The following is a 23,452-nucleotide window of genomic DNA, read 5'->3' as shown; positions in this document are numbered from 1 at the left end:
TACCAGCAAAAGAAGTAAGGCGATTTCTAGAGGGGCATTGGGCGTGTTGAGTTCAGCGTCAATTATGAAACCGGTTAACCTTGTACAGAATCCTATCTGTTTTACGAGACAAATCAGCATAACGAAGAGGCATTGAAAATGGCAACGACGAAACTCAAAACCGACCGTCCGACCTATGCGTCTGACTTCATTCCGTCAGATGTAGAACGGGCTGTTTTTCTCGGGAACCCAGTCTTAGACAATATGATGACAAGCTTGATTGCGATTGGCGCGGAAGTTTGGTCGAACCGCCGCCGCATGAAGGTGCTCGAAGCCCTCCTCGAGGATAAAGGCGTCACCAATGCGATGGTCGAACAATACATGCCGACGGAGGAGCAAGAGGTCGAATGGCAGAAGGACCGAGACCGTTTCATTGATCTGACTTATTCGCCTTTGCTGCGTGAAGGCGATTTGCCCGTGTCTGCGGCCTTCACCCGCGACAATAAATAAGACTAACACCTAAATTCTGGGGAGGATTTACATATGCGCTTTACATCTATCAGAACTTTGCTTCTTGGCACGGTAGCGGCGACCAGCATGCTTGGCGGCCAATCGGTCGTTTCACCAGCGGTTGCCCAACAGCTTGCTGTTGAAGAAATTGTCGTAACAGCGCGGCAAAGATCAGAAAGTCTGCAGGAAATTCCACTCACCATTACGGCGTACACCGCCGATGATATTGTGGCCAGCGGTTTTCAGGATTTCGGCGACTTGGCTCAGCAAACCGCTGGGTTGGTGTTTGAAACACGCATGGCGGGTTCGACTCCAGGACGTATTGATTCCCTAATTCGTCTGCGCGGTGTAACCGGAGCAGGGGGGACGGGCGATCATCTGGCGCCGACTTCGCTCTTCGTTGATGGCATCTTTATGCTTGGGAATTCCAATGTCATCGGGTTGGGTGATTTGGAGCGTGTCGAAGTCATTAAAGGCCCACAGTCGGCCTTCTTTGGGCGCAATACCTTTGCGGGTGCTATTAACTACATCACTAAAAACCCAAGTCTTGAAGAGTATGAAAACCAGATAAACGCCACTGCTGGCACTTATAACAATTTTGATGTCCATGCGTCTTTCAACGGTCCCATCATAGAAGGCAAGCTGGGGTACTCACTGAATGCGCGCGCCTACCATCGTGGCGCAGAATGGACGGCGACCGACGGGGGCGACCTCGGTGATGAATCTACTCGCAGTGTGAGCGCCGTGCTGTACGGCGAACCCACAGAAAACTCGTTTTTCAAATTACGTGCGAATTACCAGAAAGATGATGATGGTCCAGCCGTTGCGGCTTTCATCGGCACGGATGATTTCATCAATGCAAATTCTTGTGCGGGTAAGTCTTATGACCGCCTGGCGCCGGATGGAAGCCCTCTGACAATTACGCCTGGACAAAACGGCTTGCAGCCTTACTTCTGCGGCGAAGTTCCTGGAATTGGTGATCCGAACGGACCGACTTTTTCCAGCGAGACAAGCATCTTTCCTGCGGCCTTGGCCCAACCCGGTCGTGTCGGCTTTGTCGCCAGCCCGTTTCAACTTCTCATCGGGCCGCAACCTGACCTGATACAAACGGCGCTTCTTGACGTAACTTTTGTTCCCAACGTGCCAACGCTTGATGGCTTCGGCATGGAGCGGTATCAGAAACGTGTCTCGTTCAACGGTGGGGTAGATTTTTGGGATGGCTATAACCTCACGGTTTTGGGTGGCTGGAACGAAACCGGCGTGAACTTCTTACGTGATTACGACCGCCGCGATGCATCGGGCTGGTACTCAGTGGATCCTAAATACGGCGAGGATTACAGCGCCGAGATCAGACTCAGCTCACCACAGGAAAATAAACTCCGCTGGCTCGGCGGCTTGACCTATTACGATCAAACCTTCCTGCAGAGTGGGGCCGGTGGGCTTCTTGTAGGGAACTGTACTGCTTCGTTGCAATCTGGGGCCTGTGCCACAAGTGGCCCGGGTGTATTTACGTTGCCCCCGACAGGCGGTAACGAAGCTAAGGTCTGGGCTGTCTACGGGTCTGTCTCCTACGATATTACCGAAGAAATTACTCTGGACGTTGAAGCGCGCTATTCGGAAGACGAGCGCACGGTTCAGCAATCCGGCTTTTCCTTTGTTGATACCTACAAAGAAATCACGCCACGTGTGATTTTGAGCTATCAGCCGACCGATGACACCAATGTTTATGCTCAGTTCTCACAGGGTGTTCTGCCGGGTGCGACGAACGGCTTGGTTGCCATCTGTAGCAACGAAACCTTTTTGCAGCCCTACACCAATCCCCTAACCGGACAGCAGTCGACGGCCTCCGAATGTGCTCAGCTCGCAGCCCAGTTGCCGGGAGGAGAAGCTGCAGGATCAACGCCAGCCCAGAAGCTCAACTCCTATGAAATTGGCTGGAAACAGTCCCTGTTGGATAGTCGGTTGCGCTTCAATGCAGCGGCCTACTATTACGAATGGAAAAATGTACCCAGTTTCCTGAGTGTTACCTATGTTAGGGACGCTGAGGATCCAGCCTTGCGCGACCGCATTCCCAATTCCTTCTCAAACAGTCTCGGCGTTTCGGTATCTGGCAGCCAAGAGCTTTACGGTCTTGAAGTTGAAACCGGTTTTGCCATCACCGAAAATTGGAATGCTCAGTTGAATGTTAGCTGGCAGCAGAATAAATGGACTGACTTCAATAACAGATCAGCCGTTCAACAAACCGGACTGACAAATATGAACGGTCTGGAGGCGACTCGGTATCCGGAGTGGCAGGGTAACCTGAGCACCACTTATACCGACCAACTGAATGATGTTTGGGACTGGTTCATCCGTGGGGACTTTATCTACTCGGGCGAATACTGGGCTGACCTTGAAAACATTATTGAGGGCCCGGATTACTTCCTGACTCATGTTAGAGCCGGTGTGTCGAAGGAGGATTTCCGAGTAGAATTCTATGTACGCAACTTGTTTGACACCGATACCTACCTCGGTGTGACTCGGACAATTGACTTTGGCTATGACGCCGGGAACTTCAATTTCAATGGTTTCCAAGGCATTGCCATCAACCCACAACAAAAGCGCCAATTTGGTATCAGAACATCGATCAATTTCTAGTTCTCTCCCAAGAATAAAGATCGGTGTTCAGTGGGCCTGGAGCCGTAAGGCTTCGGGCCCATTTCTTTCGGTTATTGCACCACAAATGTCAGTATTATCGGCGCGTAGAATGATATGCGTCTGGTTTATAAGACCTAGTTCGAACTAATGGCCATATTCAGACTAGTTTGTCTGGCATTAGCATCAATGAAACAGGTCGGAGTAATTGCCTAAGAGAGTGTTTTCTTTTTAAAGGAACGAAGCTGAAGCAGCTTAGACTTTTTGGAATCATTTAATTATAGCGGATCGTGAAAATTGTTCTGTAAAGGTGGCTGCGCCCTCCCGCAACCATCTTTACTCGCTCTAAGCCGCTAATCGGTTGATTGGCGGTTTTTTGCACTCCAGAACAGATGCTTAGGATGCCGGCGAGTTCTCCATGCAGGTCAATACTTAGCAGACTGCGTTCTGGTGTAAGCTGTCCCTTGCGAAAATCTCATTCGTTTGAAATAGCCTTTGATCACTTGTAATCGGATTGGGATGATCCGATTTACGACGTTTTTCTTTCTGGCAATCTTGGCTGACTGTGTCAGCAGCCATGGGAGAACATTCTCATATAATTTTGCTATTAAAATAGAGAATTTACAGAGAAATCTTCAATTATTACTGGAATTTTCGAAGAATTCTGGCCTGACTCGCTGGACACTGCATGGGCTATGGAGCTCAATTTTCTGCAAATAAGAATGGCATAACGCCACATGGCATCAGCCTGTGGCGGTCCGCATAGACCTCATTTTCAAACAGAAGACCAAGCCTTGTTGATTTTTGTCAAGGAGGTGCCGTCTGCACTCCTATATCGGTAACTGGAGTTTCAGTTTCGGGGACGTCGGAGCGCCTAAAAATGACCCAATTAACAGCGCGTATAGATACGCTTAATAGCAAAGATACGGGGCTCATTTGCGCTCTTATCGTAGCCATCTTTGGCTGTCTTTTCTGGATCGGAGGAGCTGGTTCAGACCCGGTGGTAGTTCATGCGGCCATATATGCGATTGCGTTTTTCCTTTTTATCATGGCTTTAGGTCATCGCATTATCGGGCGTGACAACCCCTCACGTTGGAGCCCGCCAGACCTTACTTCTTATAGCGATGATGTGATCAAGGCGGGTGTGATTGCTTCCACGTTTTGGGGTGTAGTTGGGTTTGTGGTTGGTCTGGTCATTGCCTTACAACTTGCTTTTCCGGCTCTCAACTTTGATTTGCCCTGGACAAGCTTTGGTCGCCTCAGACCGGTCCATACATCTGGAGTTATTTTTGCCTTTGGTGGCAACGTATTGATCACGACATCTTTTTATGTGGTTCAGCGTACTTGTCGTGCACGTTTGGCGGGAGACCTTGCGCCCTGGTTTGTATTCTGGGGCTATCAACTATTTATTGTGATCGCAGCTACTGGATATGTTTTGGGCATTACTCAATCGAAGGAGTACGCAGAGCCCGAGTGGTATGCAGACCTTTGGCTTACGATCGTATGGGTGACTTACCTTATTGTTTTCCTGGCAACATTGGCTAAGCGTAAAGAGCCTCACATCTATGTCGCCAACTGGTTTTATCTCGCCTTTATTGTCACAGTGGCAATGCTCCATGTGGTGAATAACATGGCTGTTCCTGCATCTTTGGCCGGGGCCAAAAGTTATTCCGTTTTCTCAGGGGTTCAGGATGCTTTGACCCAATGGTGGTATGGCCACAATGCTGTCGGATTTTTTCTGACTGCAGGTTTCTTAGGGATCATGTACTACTTTGTACCTAAGCGTGTTGAGCGGCCTGTGTACTCTTATAGGCTATCTATTATTCACTTTTGGTCCTTGATTTTCTTATACATTTGGGCTGGACCGCATCACCTGCATTACACAGCTCTGCCGGAATGGGCGCAAACGTTGGGGATGACTTTCTCCATCATGTTGTGGATGCCGTCTTGGGGCGGCATGATCAACGGACTCATGACCTTATCTGGCGCGTGGGACAAGCTTCGCACAGACCCAGTTGTACGAATGATGGTTGTTGCGATCGCATTCTATGGCATGAGCACGTTCGAAGGGCCAGTGATGAGCATCAAGGCCGTTAACTCGCTGAGTCACTATACAGACTGGACAGTCGGCCATACTCATTCTGGCGCGCTGGGGTGGGTCGGTTACATCAGCTTTGGTGCCCTGTATTGCCTGACGCCGTGGCTATGGAAGCGCAAAGAACTCTACTCCCTCAAGCTGGTGAATCTACACTTCTGGATTTCGACCATCGGTATCGTGCTCTACATCACCTCAATGTGGGTATCGGGTATTCTTCAAGGCCTCATGTGGCGCTCCTACGATAGTCTTGGATTTCTTGAATACAGCTTTGTTGAGACCGTGGAAGCTATGCATCCCTTCTATTTGATCCGGGCGCTTGGGGGAGGTTTGTTTGCTTTCGGGGCCATGATCATGGCCTACAACCTCTGGCGGACGGCCCGTGGTGATGTTCGTAACGAGACGAGCGTCTCATCGCTGGGGGGCACTCCCCAAGCGGCAGCGGTTTGAGGAGGGCGCGCTATGTTGAACCACGAACGCTTTGAAAAGAATTCGATCGTTTTGTTGATCGGCATTCTAATTGTTGTTTCTATTGGCGGCCTAGTTGAGGTCGCACCATTATTCTATCTCAAGAGCACTATCGAGAAGGTTGAGGGAATGCGACCGTATACTCCGCTGGAGCTTGCAGGCCGCAATATATACATTCGTGAGGGCTGCTACACTTGTCACAGCCAAATGATCCGCGCACTAAGGGATGAGGTTGAACGCTACGGCCACTATTCCTTGGCAGCTGAAAGTATGTACGACCATCCCTTCCAGTGGGGGTCGAAGCGCAACGGCCCTGACTTAGCTCGCGTGGGTGGCAAGTATTCGGATGAATGGCATCAGGATCATTTTAAATCTCCACAAAGCGTTGTTCCAGAGTCGATAATGCCCGGATATCCATTTTTGGCGACAACGCGCCTAACAGTGGGCAACCTTGAGGATCACGTTCAAGCGCAGCGAACGGTCGGCGTGCCATATACAGACGACATGCTTGCAAATGCGGTTGATGACGCCAAAGTGCAGGCGGATCCGGATGCTGATTATGATGCGTTTCTAGCGCGTTATCCCGACGCTATCGTCCGCAACTTCGATGGCAAAGTGGCAGAACTTACCGAGCTTGATGCCCTCATCGCCTACATGCAGATGTTGGGCACGTTGGTCGATTTCTCTCAATACGACGCTGAAGCGTTTAAACGTTAGGAGGCCATGTATGACACATCAAACGGCCTCTGCTTTCGCCCAGTCTTGGGGGTTAGTCTACCTCTTAATTTTATTTGTTGCGGTCTGTGGCTACGCACTTTGGCCGCGCAACAAGGACAAGTTTGATCGCGCATCAAGGATGCCATTAGAAGAGGATCACAGCCATGGCGAATAATCGCGAAGTCGATTCTTTCTCAGGCGTCGAAACAACGGGGCATGAATGGGATGGCATCAAGGAGTTAAACAATCCGCTCCCCCGTTGGTGGCTCTATATCCTGTATGCATCGATCATCTGGTCTGTTGGGTATTGGATTGCCATGCCAGCTTGGCCAATGGTGTCATCCTATACGCAAGGCATGCTTGGCTGGTCACAGAGATCCAATGTGATGGCAGAGGTTGAAGCTATCAAGAAAAGCCGTGAGCCAATCAAGGCGAAGTTGTTGCAAGCGTCTCTTGAAGAAATTGAGGCGACACCAGATCTATTTACGTTCGCGCTGGCAAGTGGCGAAGCTGCTTTTGGCGATAATTGTGCACCTTGTCATGGTTCTGGTGCGCAGGGTGCTGTTGGCTATCCAAACCTCAACGACGATGAATGGCTCTGGGGTGGGGCGTTGTCCGATATTGAATATACAATCACTCATGGTATCCGGAATGAAAATTTCGATAGCCGTTACAGCGAAATGCCAGCTTTCTTGCAGGTGGGTACGGTCGATAGAAAGGAGCTGTCAGACTTAACAGATTACGTTTTATTAATTAGCGATCAAGAACCCAGTTCAGAGGCTGCTGCTGCTCGTGGTCAAGGGCTCTACGTTACACACTGTGAGTCCTGCCATGCTGCTGACGGTACTGGTGATCGCGAGCAAGGTGCGCCGAGTTTGGTCGACCAGATTTGGCTTTATGGTAGTGATCGCGAGAGTATCCAATCGACGATTGCGAATGCGCGCAATAGTACAATGCCGCAGTGGGGTGAACGGCTAGATCCTTCTACGATAAAGGCTTTGGCGGTATATGTGCATGCCCTTGGTGGTGGTGAATAATACGTGGACAAGTCTTATGGGCACCCCATCGACATTCTCGATGTTGAAGCAGTAAACCGCAAAGACAAACGCTCTTTTTTCAAAAAGCGCGAACCGATTTATCCTAAACGGGTGAACGGAACGTTTCGGTGGATAAAGTGGGCCGTGATGGCCATAACCCTGGGGATTTACTACATCTTACCTTGGGTGAGGTGGGATCGTGGTGAAGGTGCACCGAACCAAGCCGTTCTTGTCGATTTTGCCAATTCGCGTTTCTATTTCTTCTTTATCGAGCTTTGGCCACAAGAAGTGTACTACATCACTGGATTGCTGATCCTTGCTGCAATTGGACTGTTTTTAGTTACGGCTTTGGCCGGACGTGTTTGGTGTGGCTACACTTGCCCTCAAACCGTTTGGACCGACCTTTTTGTCTGGGTCGAACGTGCTGTTGAGGGCAATCGTAACGAACGCATTCGGCTTGATAAGCAACCTTGGAGCCTTTCAAAAGCTAGTAAGAAGATTTTCAAGCACATTATTTGGCTCATCATTGCGATCGCCACGGGTGGTGCGTGGATTTTCTACTTTGCAGATGCGCCTGTTTTGGCTCAACAATTGTTCAATCTTGAAGCCCCGTTCACGGCTTATGTCTTCATTGGTATTTTTGCTTTCACCACATACTCACTTGGCGGACTCATGCGGGAGCAAGTGTGCATCTATATGTGCCCTTGGCCCCGTATTCAGTCTGCGATGATTGACGATGAGTCCCTAGCTGTTACATATCGGTTTGATCGTGGTGAACCTCGTGCCGCTCATAAAAAGGGCGCGTCGTGGGACGGACGAGGGGACTGCATCGATTGCAAACAATGTGTTGCAGCCTGTCCGATGGGGATCGACATTCGGGACGGTTTACAACTCGAGTGTATACAGTGTGCTTTATGCATCGACGCTTGTGATGACGTTATGGCCAAAGTCGACCGCCCTTTGGGCTTAATCGGTTATGATAATGATCTAGCAATTCAATATCGCCAGGAAGGTAAGACCATGCCCTTCCGGCCCGTAAGACTGCGTACAGTTGCCTATTCAATCATCCTCGCCGTTGTCGGCTCTATAATGCTGTATGGTCTAATTACTCGGCCTCTGGTCGGTTTAAATGTCCTCAAGGACCGCAACCCCACCTATGTCGCTTTGTCAGATGGCGGCGTGCGTAATGGGTATGAGGTAAAAATTCTTAACAAGCTTCGCGAAGAGAAACAGTATTTTATCTCAATAGAGGGCTTGCCGGGGACGACGTTGTCAGCTGTAAGTTTACCCATATCGGGGCAGGGAGAGGTGATGGTTAATGTTCCCGGTGATGATCTGCGAGCCATCAAAGTGTTTGTAACTCTGCCTGCAGAACACCGTCCGAGCGGTCAAACGCCTATCGTATTTAAAGTCTCTGATATCAAAGGTGAAATTACAGCGACGAAAGAATCTGTATTTAGTGGGGGCCGGCAGTGAGAACAGGATCTCAGATACTGGTCACAGGGCGTCATGTTTTTTGGTGGATAACCGCTTTCTTTGCCGTAGTAATCGGCGTGAACGCAACAATGGCTATCCTCGCGCTCTCGACCTTCAACGGCGTTTCTGAAGACGAGGCTTATGTCGATGGTCTTGCATTTAATGAGACTTTAAAGGCCGTGGATGAGCAGCAGGCCATGGGTTGGTCCGTATCTACGAACCTTGACCGACCTGGTGGATTAGTCGCGAATATCCGTGCAGAGTATCTGGACTCAAGCAACATTGCTCTGACCCACTTGAACGTCCGCGCGGAATTTGTTCGTCCTGTGCATCAAGGATACGACTTTTCTGTTTTTCTTCAACAGACCGGGCCTGGGGTCTACACTGCAGCGACCAGTGTGCCTCTGGCAGGGCAATGGACGGTAAGGCTGATCGCTGAATACAACGCGTCTCAAATCAATCAGTTCGCGCGTCCGTATGTTCTGACTTACCGTACCGTAATCCGATGAGCCCACTGGGTGCTAACGCTGCGGTTATACCCTCTTCTTCAGGGTGTTGTCCGGCATCTGCCTCATTGCCCGCAGATATGTTTGAAGCCCCTGAGTTAACGCCTCTTGATTATCCTAATGCTGATCCTGCTGCTTTTGTTATTAGCTCACCGGATTATCCGTTTGTGCTTCACCTTCTCGTGGAAAATATGACATGCCCAGGCTGTATACAGCATATCGAGCGGGCGCTGAACGGGCGGCCAGGCGGAGTTAAAGCGCGCTTAAGCCTGTCAACCAAGCGCCTCACTATTTCATGGAAGGACTCTGGGGTAACCGCTCTGGACTTGGTAACGCTGCTCGGTGATCTGGGCTACCGAGTGATGCCCTTTAAGGCCGAAGTTGTTGAGCAGTTGTCAGACAGTCAGGGGAAGACGCTGCTCAAAGCCATGGGTGTTGCTGGTTTTGCCTGGGCTAATGTTATGTTGTTGTCCGTATCCGTATGGGCTGGCGCAGCGTCTGATATGGATGCCGCAACACGGGATTTGTTTCATTGGATATCCGCCCTAATCGCTTTGCCGGCTGTTGCCTACGCGGGCCAACCATTTTTTGTATCCGCCTATCAGGCTTTAGTCGGGCGCCGATTGAATATGGATGTCCCAATTTCTTTAGCTGTGTTGCTTGCCGTTGTTGTTAGCGTTTGGCAAACGTCGATCAGTGGCCCCCATGCTTATTTTGATGCAGCTCTGATGCTGTTGTTCTTTCTTCTGGTAGGGCGTTTCCTGGATTACCGGTGCCGCAGCAGAGCCAGCACAGCAGCTGAAAACCTTGTTGCACTTCAATCGCTGAGTGCGACGGTTATTGACCCTGATGGCAGCACCAAAGCCGTTGCCTCCGATGCGCTTCAACCGGGAATGGTTGTCAGAGTTCTGCCCGGCGATCGCATACCAGCCGATGGCATCATCAAGTTTGGTCATTCAGATATAGACAAGAGCATTCTAACGGGAGAAAGTGCGGCTGAGGCAGCGCAGCCTGGAGATGTGATATTCGCTGGTAGTCTGGTGCTCACAGGGCTGCTCGAAATCCGAGTAGAAAAATCACATACAGATACTTTTCTAAGTCATGTAGTTGATTTGATGGAAAGTGCAGAACAGAACCGCTCCAAGTACGTGCGTTTGGCAGACAGGCTTACGGATTATTATGCCCCCGCTGTACACATTGCGGCCACATTAACTTTTCTTGGGTGGTGGATCTCCGGTGGTCCTTGGGACGGAGCGGTTATGAAAGCAATCGCTGTCTTGATTATTACATGTCCGTGCGCCCTCGGTCTCGCGGTTCCAGCGGTCCAAATCGTCGCGTCTGGGCGTTTGCTCAAAGCAGGCGCATTGCTAAAGAGCGGAGATGCGCTCGAACGCCTAAGTTCAGTGGACACCCTGGTCTTCGATAAAACGGGAACCCTCACTATGGGTGCTCCAAAAATTATGAAGACTCATGACATTGATAGCCCTGATCTCGCGTTGGCAGCCTCCCTTGCGGCGACCAGCCGCCATCCGCTTGCGAGAGCATTGACGGAATATGCTGGAGTCGTTTCTCCGGCTAAAAATGTGCAAGAGTCACCGGGGCTGGGGCTCGTCATGCAGACCGCCGGCGGAGAAGTTCGCCTAGGTAGCCGCCTTTGGTGCGGTGTACCTCAGACTGTTGCACCGTCGGATGAGGCGGTTGCGGTGTCTGAATTATGGTTACGAAAACCAAAGGGTGAAAAAGTTCCATTCTATTTCCAAGACCATATTCGCAAAGACGCTGATGTAGTCGTCGAATGGGCAAAGTCCCAAGGTTACGGTGTTATTCTCCTTTCTGGTGACCGCTCAGAGGCAGTCCGGAGCGCAGCGGAGACTGTTGGCATTGACGATTGGTATGCTGGTCAGTCTCCAGAAGATAAGATCAGGTTCGTGCGTGATCTGCAGGCGCAAGGCCATAAGGTCGCTATGGTCGGTGATGGCCTCAATGACGCTCCAGCGCTAGCGGCCGCAGATGTCTCACTTTCTCCGTCAACAGCTACTGATATTAGCCAGAATGCTGCAGATATAGTTTACTTTGGTGGTAAGCTTTCAACGGTACTAGAAATTATTAGTGCGGCGAGAATTGCAAATCGCCGCGTGCGGGAGAATTTTTCCTTGGCTCTCGTCTATAATGTGATTGCTTTACCGCTTGCGGTTGCAGGCTTGGTCACACCTCTCATTGCTGCTGTAGCTATGTCTGGCTCGTCTCTTGTGGTGACAGCAAACGCTCTGCGTGGTTTTTCCCGGAAAGAAATATAATGAATGCGTTGGTTTACCTAATTCCGGCGGCGCTTTTACTTGGGGGGCTAGGATTGGCAGCGTTCTTGTGGACGCTTAAGTCGGGGCAATACTCAGACCTAGACGGTGCGGCATATCGTATCTTATTCGAGGACGATCTTCCGCCTCAGCCAGATCGTATTGTCACTGAAAAATCTCGCGAGTCTGATAACTCTGACTCCTAGCGTGACGTTGTCAGTGGAAGTTCGCTTCCTTATAGTGAGGCAATCAGGCGCGGTATGATTTAAGCAGCTATCTTACGCCATTCGCTCAGAGGCGCGGCGAACCCATATAAACACCCAACCCTTTTGCGACTGAGAGCATTTCACTGCCAGCGTCGACTTTGCGTGGTCCAGTTATTGTCTCTGACATGGGTATATCTGTCACTTGACCAGCCCGCCAGGCTGCGAGGCGCGGTGATGTGGCACTCATGAGGGCGTCAACGGCCCGCACACTGAGTGCTGATCCCAGAAGGCGATCGAACATCGACGGAGAGCCGCCACGTTGTAAATGTCCAAGTACCGTGCAGCGCGTTGAAACGTCTATGAGTTTGCCAAGTTCATCAGCAAGCACGGTCCCTACGCCCCCAAAAGCTTGGTTAGACCCAAAATAGGGCAGGGTCACGATCTCTCCCCTTGGGTCGGGCACACCTTCTGCAATAGCGATCAGGACATGGGCTCTCTGTTCAGACCGGATGCGACACACATGTTCGGCAAGATCTGCAATGTCGTACTTCATCTCGGGAATCAGGATGGCATCTGCCCCTCCGGCAACGCCACCAAAAAGAGCAAGGAAACCGGACTCTCGCCCCATCGTCTCTAGCACCATGATGCGCCGGTGACTTGCAGCTGTGGATTGAAGCCGATCGAGCGCGCCACCGACCACATCAACCGCTGTAAAAAAGCCAACCGCAAAATCCGTTCCAGGCACATCATTGTCGATCGTTTTGGGCACACCCACCCATGGCACGCCAGCCGAGGTTAGCAGGCGATTAAAGATTCGCATGCTGCCATCACCACCGATCACGACAAGACCATCTAGTTTAAGCGCTGCTATCGCATCAACGATTTCTGTTGAACGGTCACGGGTGCTTCCGTCGGGCATCGGGTACGCAAACGGGTCGCCACTGGTCGTCGACCCGAGTATGGTTCCTCCGGCTCTTAGGAGCTCACCTGAAAACAAGGCGGGCGACAATGTTTCGGTTTGGGGCGGAGAAGTGAGCAGTCCGTGATGTCCATCATGAATTCCCACAACCGCACAGTCATAGTTTTCTGTGGCGTGTTGTGTGACGCCACGAATGACAGCGTTCAGCCCAGGGCAGTCGCCGCCACTGGTTAAAACGCCGATTCTGCGTTTTAGAGCCACAACAAAATGTCTTTTGCAGCCATATGTATTTGATTCCCATCAAAGTGCATACAGACGGATATTGGGATACAATACACGTCAGATTTAGGAAGGTCACGGCCCAGTATGCTGAAAGTAAAACGCGTCCCGATAGAAACGTTCGGTGAGAACGTCGTTTTCTTGTCTGACCAGTGCCAGAGTTATCAGCCTGAAGCCTTTAGAGGCATGAACAAAGCTTACGTTGGCACGTCGGAGCGCAAAGTTATGGCGGCGGTGAACCTTGTTCACGGTGATCATCTTTTGCGCGGTGATGAAATCGGCCTTTCCACAAACACATTCGTTGAGCTTGGTCTTGAAGAAGGAACGGCTGTTGATCTTGTGCCGACCACGCCTCCTGCCAGCATGGATCATGTTCGATCCAAGGTTTATGGGCGGACTCTTTGTAGAGAAGAGCTGGATGCCATCATTCACGATATTGCTGGCCACCGTTATTCGCGCATGGAAATCACAGCATTTCTTATGGCCTGTGCCTCATTCATGACAACTCAGGAGGTGCTGGACCTTACGTTGGCTATGGCAGGCATCGGCAGCCGTATGGATTGGCAGCAAGACATAATTGTGGATAAGCACTGTATTGGCGGTATCCCGGGCAACCGTACGTCCATGATTGTGGTGCCAATCGTTGCGGCCTATGGCTTGCCCATTCCGAAGACATCATCGCGCGCGATTACGTCTCCGGCGGGCACTGCTGATACAATGGAGGTTCTTGCAAACGTGGATGTCGGGATTGACCGTCTCATAGAGATGGTTGGTGAGGTTTACGGTTGCCTCGCATGGGGCGGGCACGTCAACCTTTCCCCAGCGGATGACATTCTCATTTCAGTTGAGCGCCCCTTAGCCATTGATACGCCAGAGCAGATGGTTGCATCTATCTTGTCTAAGAAAATTGCGGCTGGATCCACGCACCTTCTTATCGACATGCCAGTCGGCCCAACTGCAAAAATTCGATCGCGTGGCGAGGCCATTCGTTTACGGAAGCTCTTTGAGTACGTCGCTAAAAAGGCGGGGTTACATCTGGATGTCGTCATCACTGACGGTTCACAGCCTATTGGTCGAGGGATAGGACCCTTCTTGGAGGCAAGAGACGTTATGGCTGTCCTGCGATGCGAGGATGGAGCACCAACAGATTTACGCGAACGCGCAGTTCTGCTTGCAGGCCACATTCTTGAATTTGACCCGGAACTACGGGGTGGAGAGGGGTTTGAGCAGGCGCGTAGTTTACTTGATTCGGGTGAGGCATTAGCGGCCATGGAACGCATTATCGCTTACCAAGGGCCGCCACCTGCCAAATATGCGTTGGGTAACTTGCATCATGCGGTGACAGCTACAGCAAGCGGGAAGATTGAATCAATTGACTGTTTTCGTATTGCGCGGATCGCGCGATTAGCAGGCGCGCCAGGTTTTAAGGGTGCCGGCCTTGATTTGCATAAAAGGGTCGGGGATCAAGTGGAGAGGGGTGAAGGGCTATACACTGTTTACTCTGCGCTTGAGACGGATTTTGCTCACGCTAAAGCTATGGCTGAAGACGATAACGGATACGCCTTGCATCATGTCTGATGGTCCGATCATAATATGTTTTTCTGAAGACCTGCCCGCAGCAAGCAGACTTGCGGTAGCCTTAGACACGACGGTGTCGGAGATCAGCCATCATATGTTTCCTGATGGTGAGTCCTTAGTGCGCGTGGAGGTTTGCCCCTCAACCATCATCCTCTATCGATCCTTGCACCGTCCAAATGGAAAGCTCGTGGATCTTTTTTTGGCTGTGAGCGCCGCCCGGGATCAGGGTGCTAACAAGGTTGTTCTCGTAACACCCTATCTCCCCTATATGCGCCAAGATATTGCGTTTCATCCCGGTGAGGCCGTGAGCCAAAGCGTTATTGGCAGCATGATTGCAGCACAGGTGGACGCCGTTGTTACAGTCGACCCTCATTTGCACCGGACCCCTAATATTAGCGACGTCTTCCCAGGAATCCAGGCCGTTGCTAGTTCTGCTGCAAGCACTGTTGGTGCGGCGGTGGATAAATCTTACGATGTTGCCCATGTGGTAATGATCGGCCCGGATGAAGAATCAGCACCCTTGATCCGCATCGCTGCACAAGCCGCTGGATGCCCTTGGATGGTTGGCCGTAAGATCCGCCATGGAGACAGAACCGTTGATCTGGCACTCCCAGAGTCTCCGAGGCTAACGGGCAAGCGTGCGATCATTTTTGACGATGTTATCAGTTCAGGAACGACAATAATCGCTTGCGCCCAGGCCGCTTTAGAAAAGGGGGCATCGTCGGTTGTGGCCTATACCACCCATGCTTTGTTTAGTGGGGAAGACGCAGCTGTCATGCGGGCAGCTGGAGTGGATGCAATTGTTTCGTGCGACGGCATTTCTCACCAGACCAATGGTATTGCCCTCGCTCCCTTATTAGCAAAGGCTGTTTTAAAATGTCTGTAACTCTTACCTTTCATGGTGCTTGCGGTATCGTTACCGGGTCGTGCTTTCGTCTTTCGACGGCAGCTGCAACGATCCTGATCGACTGCGGTCTCTTTCAAGGCACAAAGACGGTGAGAGCGCTTAATTATGGTCCACTGCAATTTGATCCCAAAACGATTGATGCCGTACTTCTAACGCACGCGCATATTGATCACTGTGGCCTATCACCTAAGTTGGTGCGTTCGGGGTATCGGAAAAATATCCACGCGACTGCAGCCACCTGCGACCTGCTCAGTTATGTGTTGCCTGATAGCGGGCACATTCAAGAGATGGAAGTGGAACGCCTCAATTGGCGTAATAGAAGACGCGGTAAAGCTGAGGTTCACCCGATCTATACCCGCAAGGATGCCGAGGCGACGCTCAGTCAACTGGTGCCCACAGATTATGGTGTTTGGTTTGAGGTTGCGGATGGGATGCGTGCTCGCTATTGGGACGCGGGGCATATATTAGGGTCGGCCAGTATCGAGCTGTCGGTTGATCTGCCTGGCGAAGCCTCACCTTTGTCGCTGCTGTTTTCTGGAGACATTGGACCAGGAGGTAAGGTCCTCCATGATGATCCGGACGCTCCAAAAGATATTGATGTTGTCGTCATGGAGACAACTTATGGCGACCGCGTGAGAGATGACGTATCGGCAGAAGAGCGGCGTGGCCGGTTAGGTAAGATCATCGGGGATGGATTAGAAAAGGGAGGTCTCGTCCTCATCCCTTGTTTCGCTGTTGAAAGGACTCAAGAATTACTTGTCGATCTGGATGCCTTATTTGATTCGGGGGCATTGCCGACTGTACCTTTATATGTGGACTCACCCCTAGCAACCCGTGCCACGGAAGTGTTTGATCAGCATCTCGAGGGCTTAGCAGGTGCTTCGGGCACTCATCCTTTTCGCAGAGCAAACGTTAAGTTTGTCCGCGATGTAGAAGAAAGTAAGAGCCTCGCCCGCCTGACCGGCGGTGCCATCATTATGGCGGGCAGCGGTATGGCAGATGCAGGTCGTATCCGCCACCATCTCAAGAATAATTTACATCGCAGAGACGTCACCGTTCTGTTGGTGGGCTATCAAGCGCCAGGTACCATGGGGCACCTACTGCTTGAGGGCCGTAAGATGGTGCGTATACATGGTGATGAAATCGCGATCCGCGCCCGCATTGAACTGATTGACGATTATTCTGGTCACGCAGACCGAGACAACCTTTTGACGTGGCTTGGAGACAGGTTGCCCATTCACAATGATCTCTTTCTAGTGCATGGGGAAGAAGAAGCTCGTCTTGGCTTTGCGAGTACAGTCCGTGCCACCTACGGAGAAGACTTTCCGCTCAGAATGCCTGTCATCGGCGAAACGGTTCGACTTAGCAAAAACAAAGGAGCCAAGACACTCGCCAAGCGCCCCCCACTCATAGAACCTGCAGATACAGTGGCCGACTGGCATAATCTTTATGCAGATACGGTTCTCACACTCCGCCATACTTTAGAGAAGGCGCAAAATGATAAAGAACGCCGCAAAATTCTTGAAAACCTAAGTTCTCAGATCAAAGCAGTACATAAGCCAGCGAAAAAATAAGCAGGGGAAAGGTCATCCTAGGAATTTTAACAAGCGTAGCTTGATCACGATCAAGGATTTGCTACTGCGTAGTGATTATTACAAACGGCAAAGCAGTTTATGTAGCAGGGAGCTAGCCATGGCAGAGCCTCAACGAGAGCGGGTCACAGAAATTGTAGGTATATTTGATCGCGTAGAGGATTTGGAGAACGCGATCAGTCAGTTGATGCTCCATGGGTTTGACCGAGCGCAGATCAGCCTGCTGGCTGATAGCACGGCCGTTGACGAAAAAATGGCGCATAGATATCAACGTCTTGAAGGCTTGGCCGATAATCCTGATGCTCCTCGCGCAGCCTACGTGTCGCGACAAGCTATGGGGGAGGCGGAAGGCGCTGTTATCAGTGGTTTGCTCTACATCGGTGCAATCACTGCGACTGGCTTTGTTGTTGCAAGCGGAGGAACGCTGGCCGCAACAGTTGCCGCCGCCGCTGCAGCTGGCGGATTTGGCAGTCTTATTGGTACGATGCTCGCAATGTTTTTATCTGATCGTCACGCCGCATACCTGTCCGATCAGCTAGACCGTGGAGGGCTTCTCCTGTGGGTCTCAATACGCGACGAAAAACAGCATGAAACGGCGGACTCAATCCTTCGCGAACAAGGGGCTCATGACGTGCGTGTGCATACGCTGCCATCCGCGAGAACCAACGTTAAGACTTTTGGAGAACATGAGGTGACGTTGCATGTTGAGGGTCTATATGAGGTGCGCGGCCAGTTTTACGAAGACCTTGCTGCGGCGTTGAACGCAGTCAATGTTCAACATGATAAAGACGTAGTATTTGGGAAGCCTCAAGTGGTCACTGGCGGGGGGCACTAGACATGTGCTTGCTGTTACCACTCCGCTGCCAGGCGATTGACGTTTGTGAGGGAAGTCACGGGCCTGATTAAATTCTAGCAGGCAATAATAAATTATGATCTGAATTGCGCTATAATGGTGCACGTCTCATGTTGGGCTTTGAAGCGGCTTTAACCGGGAATTAAATTTAGGCTGCGGTGAGGACCGATTGGCCCTATGAGTTGCTAATCTTCGCATTCTGCAAGTCGAGCTGTAACCTTACGATGTCTTTGTCAGCTATTTTCTGATCCTGGAAGCCAAGCTGACGAGCCAAAGCAAGCATGCGGGTGTTTCCGATGTAGGTTTCACCGACAGCGGTAATGGTGCCGCGAGATTTCAGATATCCGATGAGTTTTTCAAGAAGTATTTTTCCAAGCCCTCGGCCCGATAGGTCGGACCGCACGACAATTGCAAACTCTGCAGTTTCGTTATTCGGATCAGTCACAGCCCTTGCCACACCGAGTGTTTCCGAAATATCCGAATCTGTCTTCCGCACTGCAACAAAAGCCATCTCCCTGTCGTAATCAATTTGTGTGAAGCGCGCCAATTGTGAATGAGGCATTTCACGGATCGCGCCAAAGAACCGGAATGAGATGTCCTCGGGAGAGAGTTTCTTAAAAAATACGGAATGACTAGGCTCATCCTCTGGTCTGATCGGTCGCAGTAAAATACGTTGACTGTCCCAAGCGATCCATTCTTCAAGCTCTTGCGGGTAAGGGCGAATGGCGAAGCGCTGCGAGTCAGATGAGACTGATCGGCTCACTTTGATCCGGGCATCAAGCGCGAGAATTCCTTCCGCATTGGCGAATAGCGGATTAATATCCAATTCCATGATCTCAGGAATATCAGCAATAAGTTGCGAGATTTGCACGAGGCATTCGGATAACGCGTCAAGGTTCGTTGGTGGCACATTCCGGTAGCCCTTTAGAAGTCGTGAAATTCGTGTCTGGCTGATGAGCTCGCGTGCCAACACTGAATTGAGAGGAGGCAGGGCTACCGCGCGATCTTTGACAACCTCGACGGCTGTTCCACCTTGACCGAACATGACGACAGGTCCGAAGACGGGGTCGGTATATGCTCCGACAAGGACTTCATGGGCGTTTGACTGTTGCGCCATTTTCTGAACGGTGAATCCTTCAATTTTTGCGGTCGGGTGTACTTTGCGGACGCGTTTGTTCATATTGATAGCAGCGTCTAGTACTTGTTCTTCATTTGCTAAATCTAGAACAACGCCGCCAACGTCTGACTTATGTGAAATGTCCGGCGATAAGATTTTCAGTGCGACCGGGAACCCGATTTCTATTGCTTTTTCGGCTGCAGATTCAGGTGTGTCTGCCAAGCATGTTTCGACGACGGGAATGCCATAGGCGGCCAGAACCTGTTTTGCTTCAGGCTCTGTCAGCATTTCCCGGCCTGTCTCAAGTGCTTTCGTAATAATCTCACGCACCTCAGATGCATTGCTTGATTTATGCTGAGTGCCAAGCGACGGTGTCTCCATCAGTTGACGTTGGTTGTGCTGATAGTTGATGAGCTGCAAAAAAGCGGCAACTGCCATTTCCGGGGTTTCGTAGGTCGCTATACCAGCGTTGGCAAAGAGGCTTTCTGCTTCATCCAGACCGTCGCCGCCGAGCCAGCACCCAAGTGCGGTTTTCTCCGTTTCCTTTAGGAGCCTCCCGATGGCCTGTGCAATCTCTCTGCTCGGCACAATTGCGGTGGGCGCATGGATGAACAGAATGGCATCTATGTCCTGGTCTCGCAGCAGAATCTCCAGTGCCGCGACATAGCGCTCTGGCGGTGCGTCTCCAATGATATCTATAGGATTGCCTTGGGACCAGTTGCTCGGCAACACACAATCTAGGGCAGCAAGTGTGTCTTTTGATAACGACGCTAGGGTTCCGCCACTTAGCGACAGAGCGTCTGCAGCCATCACGCCAGGTCCGCCGCCATTTGTAAGAATAGCCAGTCGGTTGCCGCTCGGCGGTTTAGCGCGCGCCAATGTTTCAACCGCATCAAATAGCTCATGAATCGTGTAAACTCGGAGCATACCCGCCCGGCGTATCGCGGCATCGAAGACGTCATCTGCTGCGGCGAGAGCTCCAGTATGCGAGGCTGCGGCACGGGCCCCTTCCGGCGCGCGTCCGGCTTTGACCACGACTACCGGCTTGTTACGTGCCGCGGCCCGTGCGGCAGACATAAATTTACGAGACGCGGTAATGGCTTCTATATAAAGCAGAATTGCGTCAGTCTTAGGGTCACTAGCAAGATAGTCGAGGGTGTCTCCAAAGTCGATGTCGGTAGCCTCACCCAAAGAGATAAAATGAGAGAATCCTATTCTCTTTGTTCTCGACCAATCAAGAATGCTTGTTGCTAACGCTCCAGACTGAGAAACAAATGCAATCTTTCCCGATGCGATGGAGCCCTGAGCAAAACTGGCATTTAGCCCTAACTCAGGAATAATCAATCCCACGCAGTTTGGACCTAATATACGCATGAGATGCGGCTGTGCTGCCTCGAGCGTGGCTTGTATAAGCGACGTGTCGGTACCGTCTTGTTGTGCGGACAAGCCGGCTGTCAGAATGATCGCTGCTTTGGTTCCACGGTTAGCAAGGGCCTTGATGACGTCTGGAACGGCTTGCGGCGGAGTACAAATGACGGCCAAGTCAGGGGTAGTCGGGAGATGCTCCACATCTGGATAGGCAAACACTCCAGCCACCGATTTGTGGCGCGGATTAACCGGCATAATCGGTCCAGAAAAACCACCAGCTAACAAGTTTCTCATCACAACCTGGCCGACGCTGCGCGGCCTATTTGATGCGCCAATCACGGCAATAGATTGTGAACGAAAAAGGGCGTTAAAATTTCTAATTGTCATAGTGGTTCGTGGTTAAACTCATTGGCTTCAATGTTCAATCACCAAAAATTTTAGAAGGTGATTACTTCAGGGATTAGAGATTCCCGAGAGACTGAGTATACGCGACGCCTGAGTCTGCACTGTCCTTTTCGAAAGCCTCATCCGCTTGAGACAGGCAATGATCGTCTATAATCCGATTAATGTGATCCCATTGGCAATGCTTTTCTTTTGGCAATTCTGGCTCTGAGTAAGACGCCTGAACGTCTTGCCGCAGAGCAAGAAAATGCTGCAGGCATTGATAATCAGAGCGGCATGTACAACCAAGGTCTTGGCGTCGATCACAACAGTGCGGTTGCCTATATGTTGTATCAACTTGCAGGGACCCAAGGGACTAACTTTGCCAATACCAATCCTGCTCAAAAGTATGGATGCAGGTGATCTGTTGAGGGCAGACGATGGGTGTGTAAATGTATAGCAAACTGCTATCAACAATAAGGTTATTAGGAGTGGAGTTGTCACAGGGCGTTATTTACGATGGCGCGATCTTCTTATTGATTGCATCGTTACAATTGATGGTGAGGTTTGGCTCAAGGATGGAAAATTTGTGCGATAATGCGAACCCATATAGCGGTCCAACGCACTACGGTCCTTTGAAAATAAAATAGAAATATTATGCCTGAGTGAGAGACATCAATGAAACGACTTAAAACAAACACCTTCTTCGCGGTCTTTCTAGTGTGCTTTGCTCAAATGGCTGTTTCTAACGCTGCTGCTTTGGCTACAATGTCCTGTGAAGCTCTTGCTGGGAAAGATTTCAACCCTGCTGTTGGTGCCCCCGTGTCAATAACCAAAGCGGCGGTTGTCTCGAACGGTGGAGATGGGCAGCCTGCGCACTGCCATATATTGGCGACCATCGCCCCTTCCACAGGTGTTGAAATCCAGTTGCCTATATCGGACTGGAATGGCCGCCTACTCTTTACCGGATGCGGCGGTCTTTGCGGTGTGATCCGCACCAACCAGGGTGCCGACGCCCTATCGCGTAACTATGTGGTAGCCACAACAGATATGGGCCATAGCCTCGCGCCGGGTGAAGACCCGCGGGAGTGGACGTTCAACGAAGAATTGGTTGAAGAGTGGCAGCATCGCGCGACGCACCGCGCAACGCTTCTCACAAAAGCTATTATTGCGGCAGCTTATGACCGCGCCCAAGACTACGCATACTTTCGCGGCTGTTCGACCGGTGGGCGTCAAGGTTTAACCGAAGCTCTGATGTATCCTGATGATTATGATGGCGTCATTGCTGGCGCTCCGGCGGCTCAGATGGTTACACCGCATAATGTTTTTGCCTATGCTTCGAATACCCGTGCGGACGGAACCCCCATTTTAACGGTCGATGCGATCACACTTCTTGCCGAATCAGTGCTGCAGCGTTGTGACATGGATGATGGTGTTCAGGATGGCGTCGTCGGCGATCCTTTGAGTTGCACCTTCAAACCGGACTCATTGCGTTGTGAAGGTTCACAAACAGATCGCTGTTTAACTGCAGAACAAATCGATGCAGCCAACAAAATCTATGACGGTGCCCGCCGTGCCGATGGCTCTCCCTTTTACGCTCTTGGCTACACCAAAGGTTCTGAGCGGGATTGGATTGCAGGGTTCATCGGCACTGGAGACCGTGGACCGCGACGTGCCGGAAGCGCCCAGTTTACGGTTGAACGCAAGATCGGTCCCGACGCGACCTTGGCAGATTTTGATTACGCCAAACACGGTGCGTCAGGCAGCCCAGTTGGTGGACTTCTAGACTTCGGTCCTGATGGAAAAAATCTTGAGACCTATATTAACAGGGGCGGTAAGGTCATTCTTTATCATGGCTGGACCGATACGGACGCCACTCCCGCGTCCTCTTTCTATGTTTACAATGCCCAGGTGGACGCTTTTGGTGAAGACGTAGTGCCAGACTTTCTCCGCTTGTTCTTAATGCCTGGCATGGACCATTGCCGTGGCGGGAACGGTGTAAATACCGCAGATTATCTGGATGCTCTCGAGCGCTGGGTCGAAGACGATAAAGCGCCGGAAAGTCTCGATGTGTACGGTACAACAGCGGAACCGTTCAATTATATCGCTCACCCATTAGACCCGGACACCATTGTGACAGGGCGCAGAATATTCCCATACCCCGCGACATCAGTTTATGACGGTGTCGGTGATGTTGCTAATCCGGCGAGCTGGGTGAAAAAATAACATGAATCGCAAGCGTAATGATTGCATCGGCTAGCTGACTTAAGATGTCCTAAACCTACAATTAAACGCGCCCCGCCAGTTCCACGGATGAGATTTATAATCGTCTCCGGTAAGGCAATCTTCTTCAAATTGTGTGATGAAAAATACTTATCACCGAGTGTGAAATTTTATCTTTCGCCTGATGAACATTATCGTTCAGGGCGTTTAACCGCAGAGAAAGCGGATGATGAGCCGCCGCTGATTGCTAAAGAATCACCATATAAATATTTTGCATAGCTAACTTCACAGAAAGCATTGGATATAACGTCAC

General features: G+C 51.0%; 19 protein-coding genes. 17 read left to right on the top strand and 2 right to left on the bottom strand.

Features of this window, described 5'->3' with window-relative positions:
* Positions 1-138 precede the first annotated feature (138 nt).
* The 10 genes from RIC29_00460 to ccoS all read left to right on the top strand — a co-directional run bounded on the left by RIC29_00460 (position 139) and on the right by ccoS (position 11,922).
* Entirely contained in the window at positions 139-489 is a 351-nt protein-coding gene (locus RIC29_00460) for a hypothetical protein (protein MEQ8733367.1), read from the top strand.
* Between the two features lie 33 nt (positions 490-522).
* Positions 523-3,126 carry a TonB-dependent receptor gene (locus RIC29_00455; protein ID MEQ8733366.1) on the top strand — a complete coding sequence of 868 codons (2,604 nt, stop codon included), beginning with the start codon at positions 523-525 and terminating at the stop codon, positions 3,124-3,126.
* Positions 3,127-4,171: 1,045 nt separating this feature from the next.
* Entirely contained in the window at positions 4,172-5,668 is a 1,497-nt protein-coding gene (gene ccoN, locus RIC29_00450) for a cytochrome-c oxidase, cbb3-type subunit I (GenBank protein ID MEQ8733365.1), read from the top strand.
* Positions 5,669-5,680: 12 nt separating this feature from the next.
* A complete protein-coding gene (gene ccoO / locus RIC29_00445; protein MEQ8733364.1) occupies positions 5,681-6,403 on the top strand; it encodes a cytochrome-c oxidase, cbb3-type subunit II in 723 nt (240 codons plus the stop codon).
* A 10-nt stretch (positions 6,404-6,413) separates the two neighbouring features.
* On the top strand, positions 6,414-6,578 hold the full coding sequence (locus RIC29_00440) for a cbb3-type cytochrome c oxidase subunit 3 (GenBank protein ID MEQ8733363.1): 165 nt from the start codon (positions 6,414-6,416) through the stop codon (positions 6,576-6,578).
* Positions 6,568-7,440 (top strand): cytochrome-c oxidase, cbb3-type subunit III, encoded by an 873-nt coding sequence (ccoP, locus tag RIC29_00435; GenBank protein ID MEQ8733362.1) that lies wholly within the window; start codon positions 6,568-6,570, stop codon positions 7,438-7,440. The genes RIC29_00440 and ccoP overlap by 11 nt, the downstream gene beginning before the upstream one ends.
* A gap of 3 nt (positions 7,441-7,443) precedes the next feature.
* Positions 7,444-8,916: a cytochrome c oxidase accessory protein CcoG gene (gene ccoG, locus RIC29_00430; protein ID MEQ8733361.1), complete on the top strand. Its 1,473-nt coding sequence runs from the start codon at positions 7,444-7,446 to the stop codon at positions 8,914-8,916.
* Positions 8,913-9,425: a FixH family protein gene (locus RIC29_00425; protein ID MEQ8733360.1), complete on the top strand. Its 513-nt coding sequence runs from the start codon at positions 8,913-8,915 to the stop codon at positions 9,423-9,425. The genes ccoG and RIC29_00425 overlap by 4 nt, the downstream gene beginning before the upstream one ends.
* Positions 9,426-9,502: 77 nt before the next feature.
* Positions 9,503-11,719: a heavy metal translocating P-type ATPase gene (locus RIC29_00420; protein MEQ8733359.1), complete on the top strand. Its 2,217-nt coding sequence runs from the start codon at positions 9,503-9,505 to the stop codon at positions 11,717-11,719.
* Positions 11,719-11,922, top strand: a complete 204-nt coding sequence (ccoS, locus tag RIC29_00415; GenBank protein ID MEQ8733358.1) for a cbb3-type cytochrome oxidase assembly protein CcoS — start codon at positions 11,719-11,721, stop codon at positions 11,920-11,922. The genes RIC29_00420 and ccoS overlap by 1 nt, the downstream gene beginning before the upstream one ends.
* 85 nt (positions 11,923-12,007) lie before the next feature.
* Here the strand turns inward: ccoS and RIC29_00410 are convergent, their stop codons facing one another.
* The gene (locus RIC29_00410; protein ID MEQ8733357.1) at positions 12,008-13,102 is read right to left on the bottom strand and encodes an ATP-dependent 6-phosphofructokinase; all 1,095 of its coding nucleotides are present in this window, start codon (positions 13,100-13,102) and stop codon (positions 12,008-12,010) included.
* Between the two features lie 105 nt (positions 13,103-13,207).
* Here RIC29_00410 and RIC29_00405 point away from each other — a divergent pair, with 105 nt between their 5' ends.
* From RIC29_00405 to RIC29_00390, 4 genes are all read left to right on the top strand, one after another.
* Positions 13,208-14,698 carry a thymidine phosphorylase family protein gene (locus RIC29_00405; GenBank protein MEQ8733356.1) on the top strand — a complete coding sequence of 497 codons (1,491 nt, stop codon included), beginning with the start codon at positions 13,208-13,210 and terminating at the stop codon, positions 14,696-14,698.
* Positions 14,691-15,584 (top strand): ribose-phosphate diphosphokinase, encoded by an 894-nt coding sequence (locus RIC29_00400; GenBank protein MEQ8733355.1) that lies wholly within the window; start codon positions 14,691-14,693, stop codon positions 15,582-15,584. The genes RIC29_00405 and RIC29_00400 overlap by 8 nt, the downstream gene beginning before the upstream one ends.
* Positions 15,575-17,179 carry an MBL fold metallo-hydrolase gene (locus RIC29_00395; GenBank protein MEQ8733354.1) on the top strand — a complete coding sequence of 535 codons (1,605 nt, stop codon included), beginning with the start codon at positions 15,575-15,577 and terminating at the stop codon, positions 17,177-17,179. The genes RIC29_00400 and RIC29_00395 overlap by 10 nt, the downstream gene beginning before the upstream one ends.
* 118 nt (positions 17,180-17,297) lie before the next feature.
* Complete coding sequence (locus RIC29_00390) at positions 17,298-18,032, top strand: hypothetical protein (GenBank protein ID MEQ8733353.1); 735 nt, start codon at positions 17,298-17,300, stop codon at positions 18,030-18,032.
* Positions 18,033-18,225: 193 nt separating this feature from the next.
* Here the strand turns inward: RIC29_00390 and RIC29_00385 are convergent, their stop codons facing one another.
* On the bottom strand, positions 18,226-20,922 hold the full coding sequence (locus tag RIC29_00385) for a bifunctional acetate--CoA ligase family protein/GNAT family N-acetyltransferase (protein ID MEQ8733352.1): 2,697 nt from the start codon (positions 20,920-20,922) through the stop codon (positions 18,226-18,228).
* Between the two features lie 207 nt (positions 20,923-21,129).
* Between RIC29_00385 and RIC29_00380 the strand changes: the two genes are divergently transcribed.
* The 3 genes from RIC29_00380 to RIC29_00370 all read left to right on the top strand — a co-directional run bounded on the left by RIC29_00380 (position 21,130) and on the right by RIC29_00370 (position 23,418).
* The gene (locus tag RIC29_00380; GenBank protein ID MEQ8733351.1) at positions 21,130-21,339 is read left to right on the top strand and encodes a hypothetical protein; all 210 of its coding nucleotides are present in this window, start codon (positions 21,130-21,132) and stop codon (positions 21,337-21,339) included.
* Positions 21,340-21,594: 255 nt separating this feature from the next.
* Positions 21,595-23,142: a tannase/feruloyl esterase family alpha/beta hydrolase gene (locus RIC29_00375; GenBank protein ID MEQ8733350.1), complete on the top strand. Its 1,548-nt coding sequence runs from the start codon at positions 21,595-21,597 to the stop codon at positions 23,140-23,142.
* An 87-nt stretch (positions 23,143-23,229) separates the two neighbouring features.
* Positions 23,230-23,418, top strand: coding sequence for a hypothetical protein (locus RIC29_00370; protein MEQ8733349.1), 189 nt, complete (start codon positions 23,230-23,232; stop codon positions 23,416-23,418).
* Positions 23,419-23,452 lie beyond the last annotated feature (34 nt).

It is taken from the genome of Rhodospirillaceae bacterium, assembly GCA_040219235.1.
Classification (GTDB): domain Bacteria; phylum Pseudomonadota; class Alphaproteobacteria; order Rhodospirillales; family Rhodospirillaceae; genus WLXB01.
This window is presented reverse-complemented; position numbering and strand designations above follow the sequence as displayed.

What these genes read in the sequence shown, in the direction of transcription:
- RIC29_00390 (MEQ8733353.1), top strand. Translation starts at nt 17,298, where the DNA reads ATGGCAGAGCCTCAACGAGAGCGGGTCACAGAAATTGTAGGTATATTT.
- ccoP (MEQ8733362.1), top strand. Translation starts at nt 6,568, where the DNA reads ATGGCGAATAATCGCGAAGTCGATTCTTTCTCAGGCGTCGAAACAACG.
- RIC29_00370 (MEQ8733349.1), top strand. Translation starts at nt 23,230, where the DNA reads ATGAGATTTATAATCGTCTCCGGTAAGGCAATCTTCTTCAAATTGTGT.
- ccoN (MEQ8733365.1), top strand. Translation starts at nt 4,172, where the DNA reads ATGGCTTTAGGTCATCGCATTATCGGGCGTGACAACCCCTCACGTTGG.
- RIC29_00455 (MEQ8733366.1), top strand. Translation starts at nt 523, where the DNA reads ATGCGCTTTACATCTATCAGAACTTTGCTTCTTGGCACGGTAGCGGCG.
- RIC29_00440 (MEQ8733363.1), top strand. Translation starts at nt 6,414, where the DNA reads ATGACACATCAAACGGCCTCTGCTTTCGCCCAGTCTTGGGGGTTAGTC.
- RIC29_00385 (MEQ8733352.1), bottom strand. Translation starts at nt 20,922, where the DNA reads ATGACAATTAGAAATTTTAACGCCCTTTTTCGTTCACAATCTATTGCC.
- RIC29_00460 (MEQ8733367.1), top strand. Translation starts at nt 139, where the DNA reads ATGGCAACGACGAAACTCAAAACCGACCGTCCGACCTATGCGTCTGAC.
- ccoS (MEQ8733358.1), top strand. Translation starts at nt 11,719, where the DNA reads ATGAATGCGTTGGTTTACCTAATTCCGGCGGCGCTTTTACTTGGGGGG.
- ccoO (MEQ8733364.1), top strand. Translation starts at nt 5,681, where the DNA reads ATGTTGAACCACGAACGCTTTGAAAAGAATTCGATCGTTTTGTTGATC.
- RIC29_00420 (MEQ8733359.1), top strand. Translation starts at nt 9,503, where the DNA reads ATGTTTGAAGCCCCTGAGTTAACGCCTCTTGATTATCCTAATGCTGAT.
- RIC29_00400 (MEQ8733355.1), top strand. Translation starts at nt 14,691, where the DNA reads ATGTCTGATGGTCCGATCATAATATGTTTTTCTGAAGACCTGCCCGCA.
- RIC29_00395 (MEQ8733354.1), top strand. Translation starts at nt 15,575, where the DNA reads ATGTCTGTAACTCTTACCTTTCATGGTGCTTGCGGTATCGTTACCGGG.
- RIC29_00375 (MEQ8733350.1), top strand. Translation starts at nt 21,595, where the DNA reads ATGAAACGACTTAAAACAAACACCTTCTTCGCGGTCTTTCTAGTGTGC.
- RIC29_00405 (MEQ8733356.1), top strand. Translation starts at nt 13,208, where the DNA reads ATGCTGAAAGTAAAACGCGTCCCGATAGAAACGTTCGGTGAGAACGTC.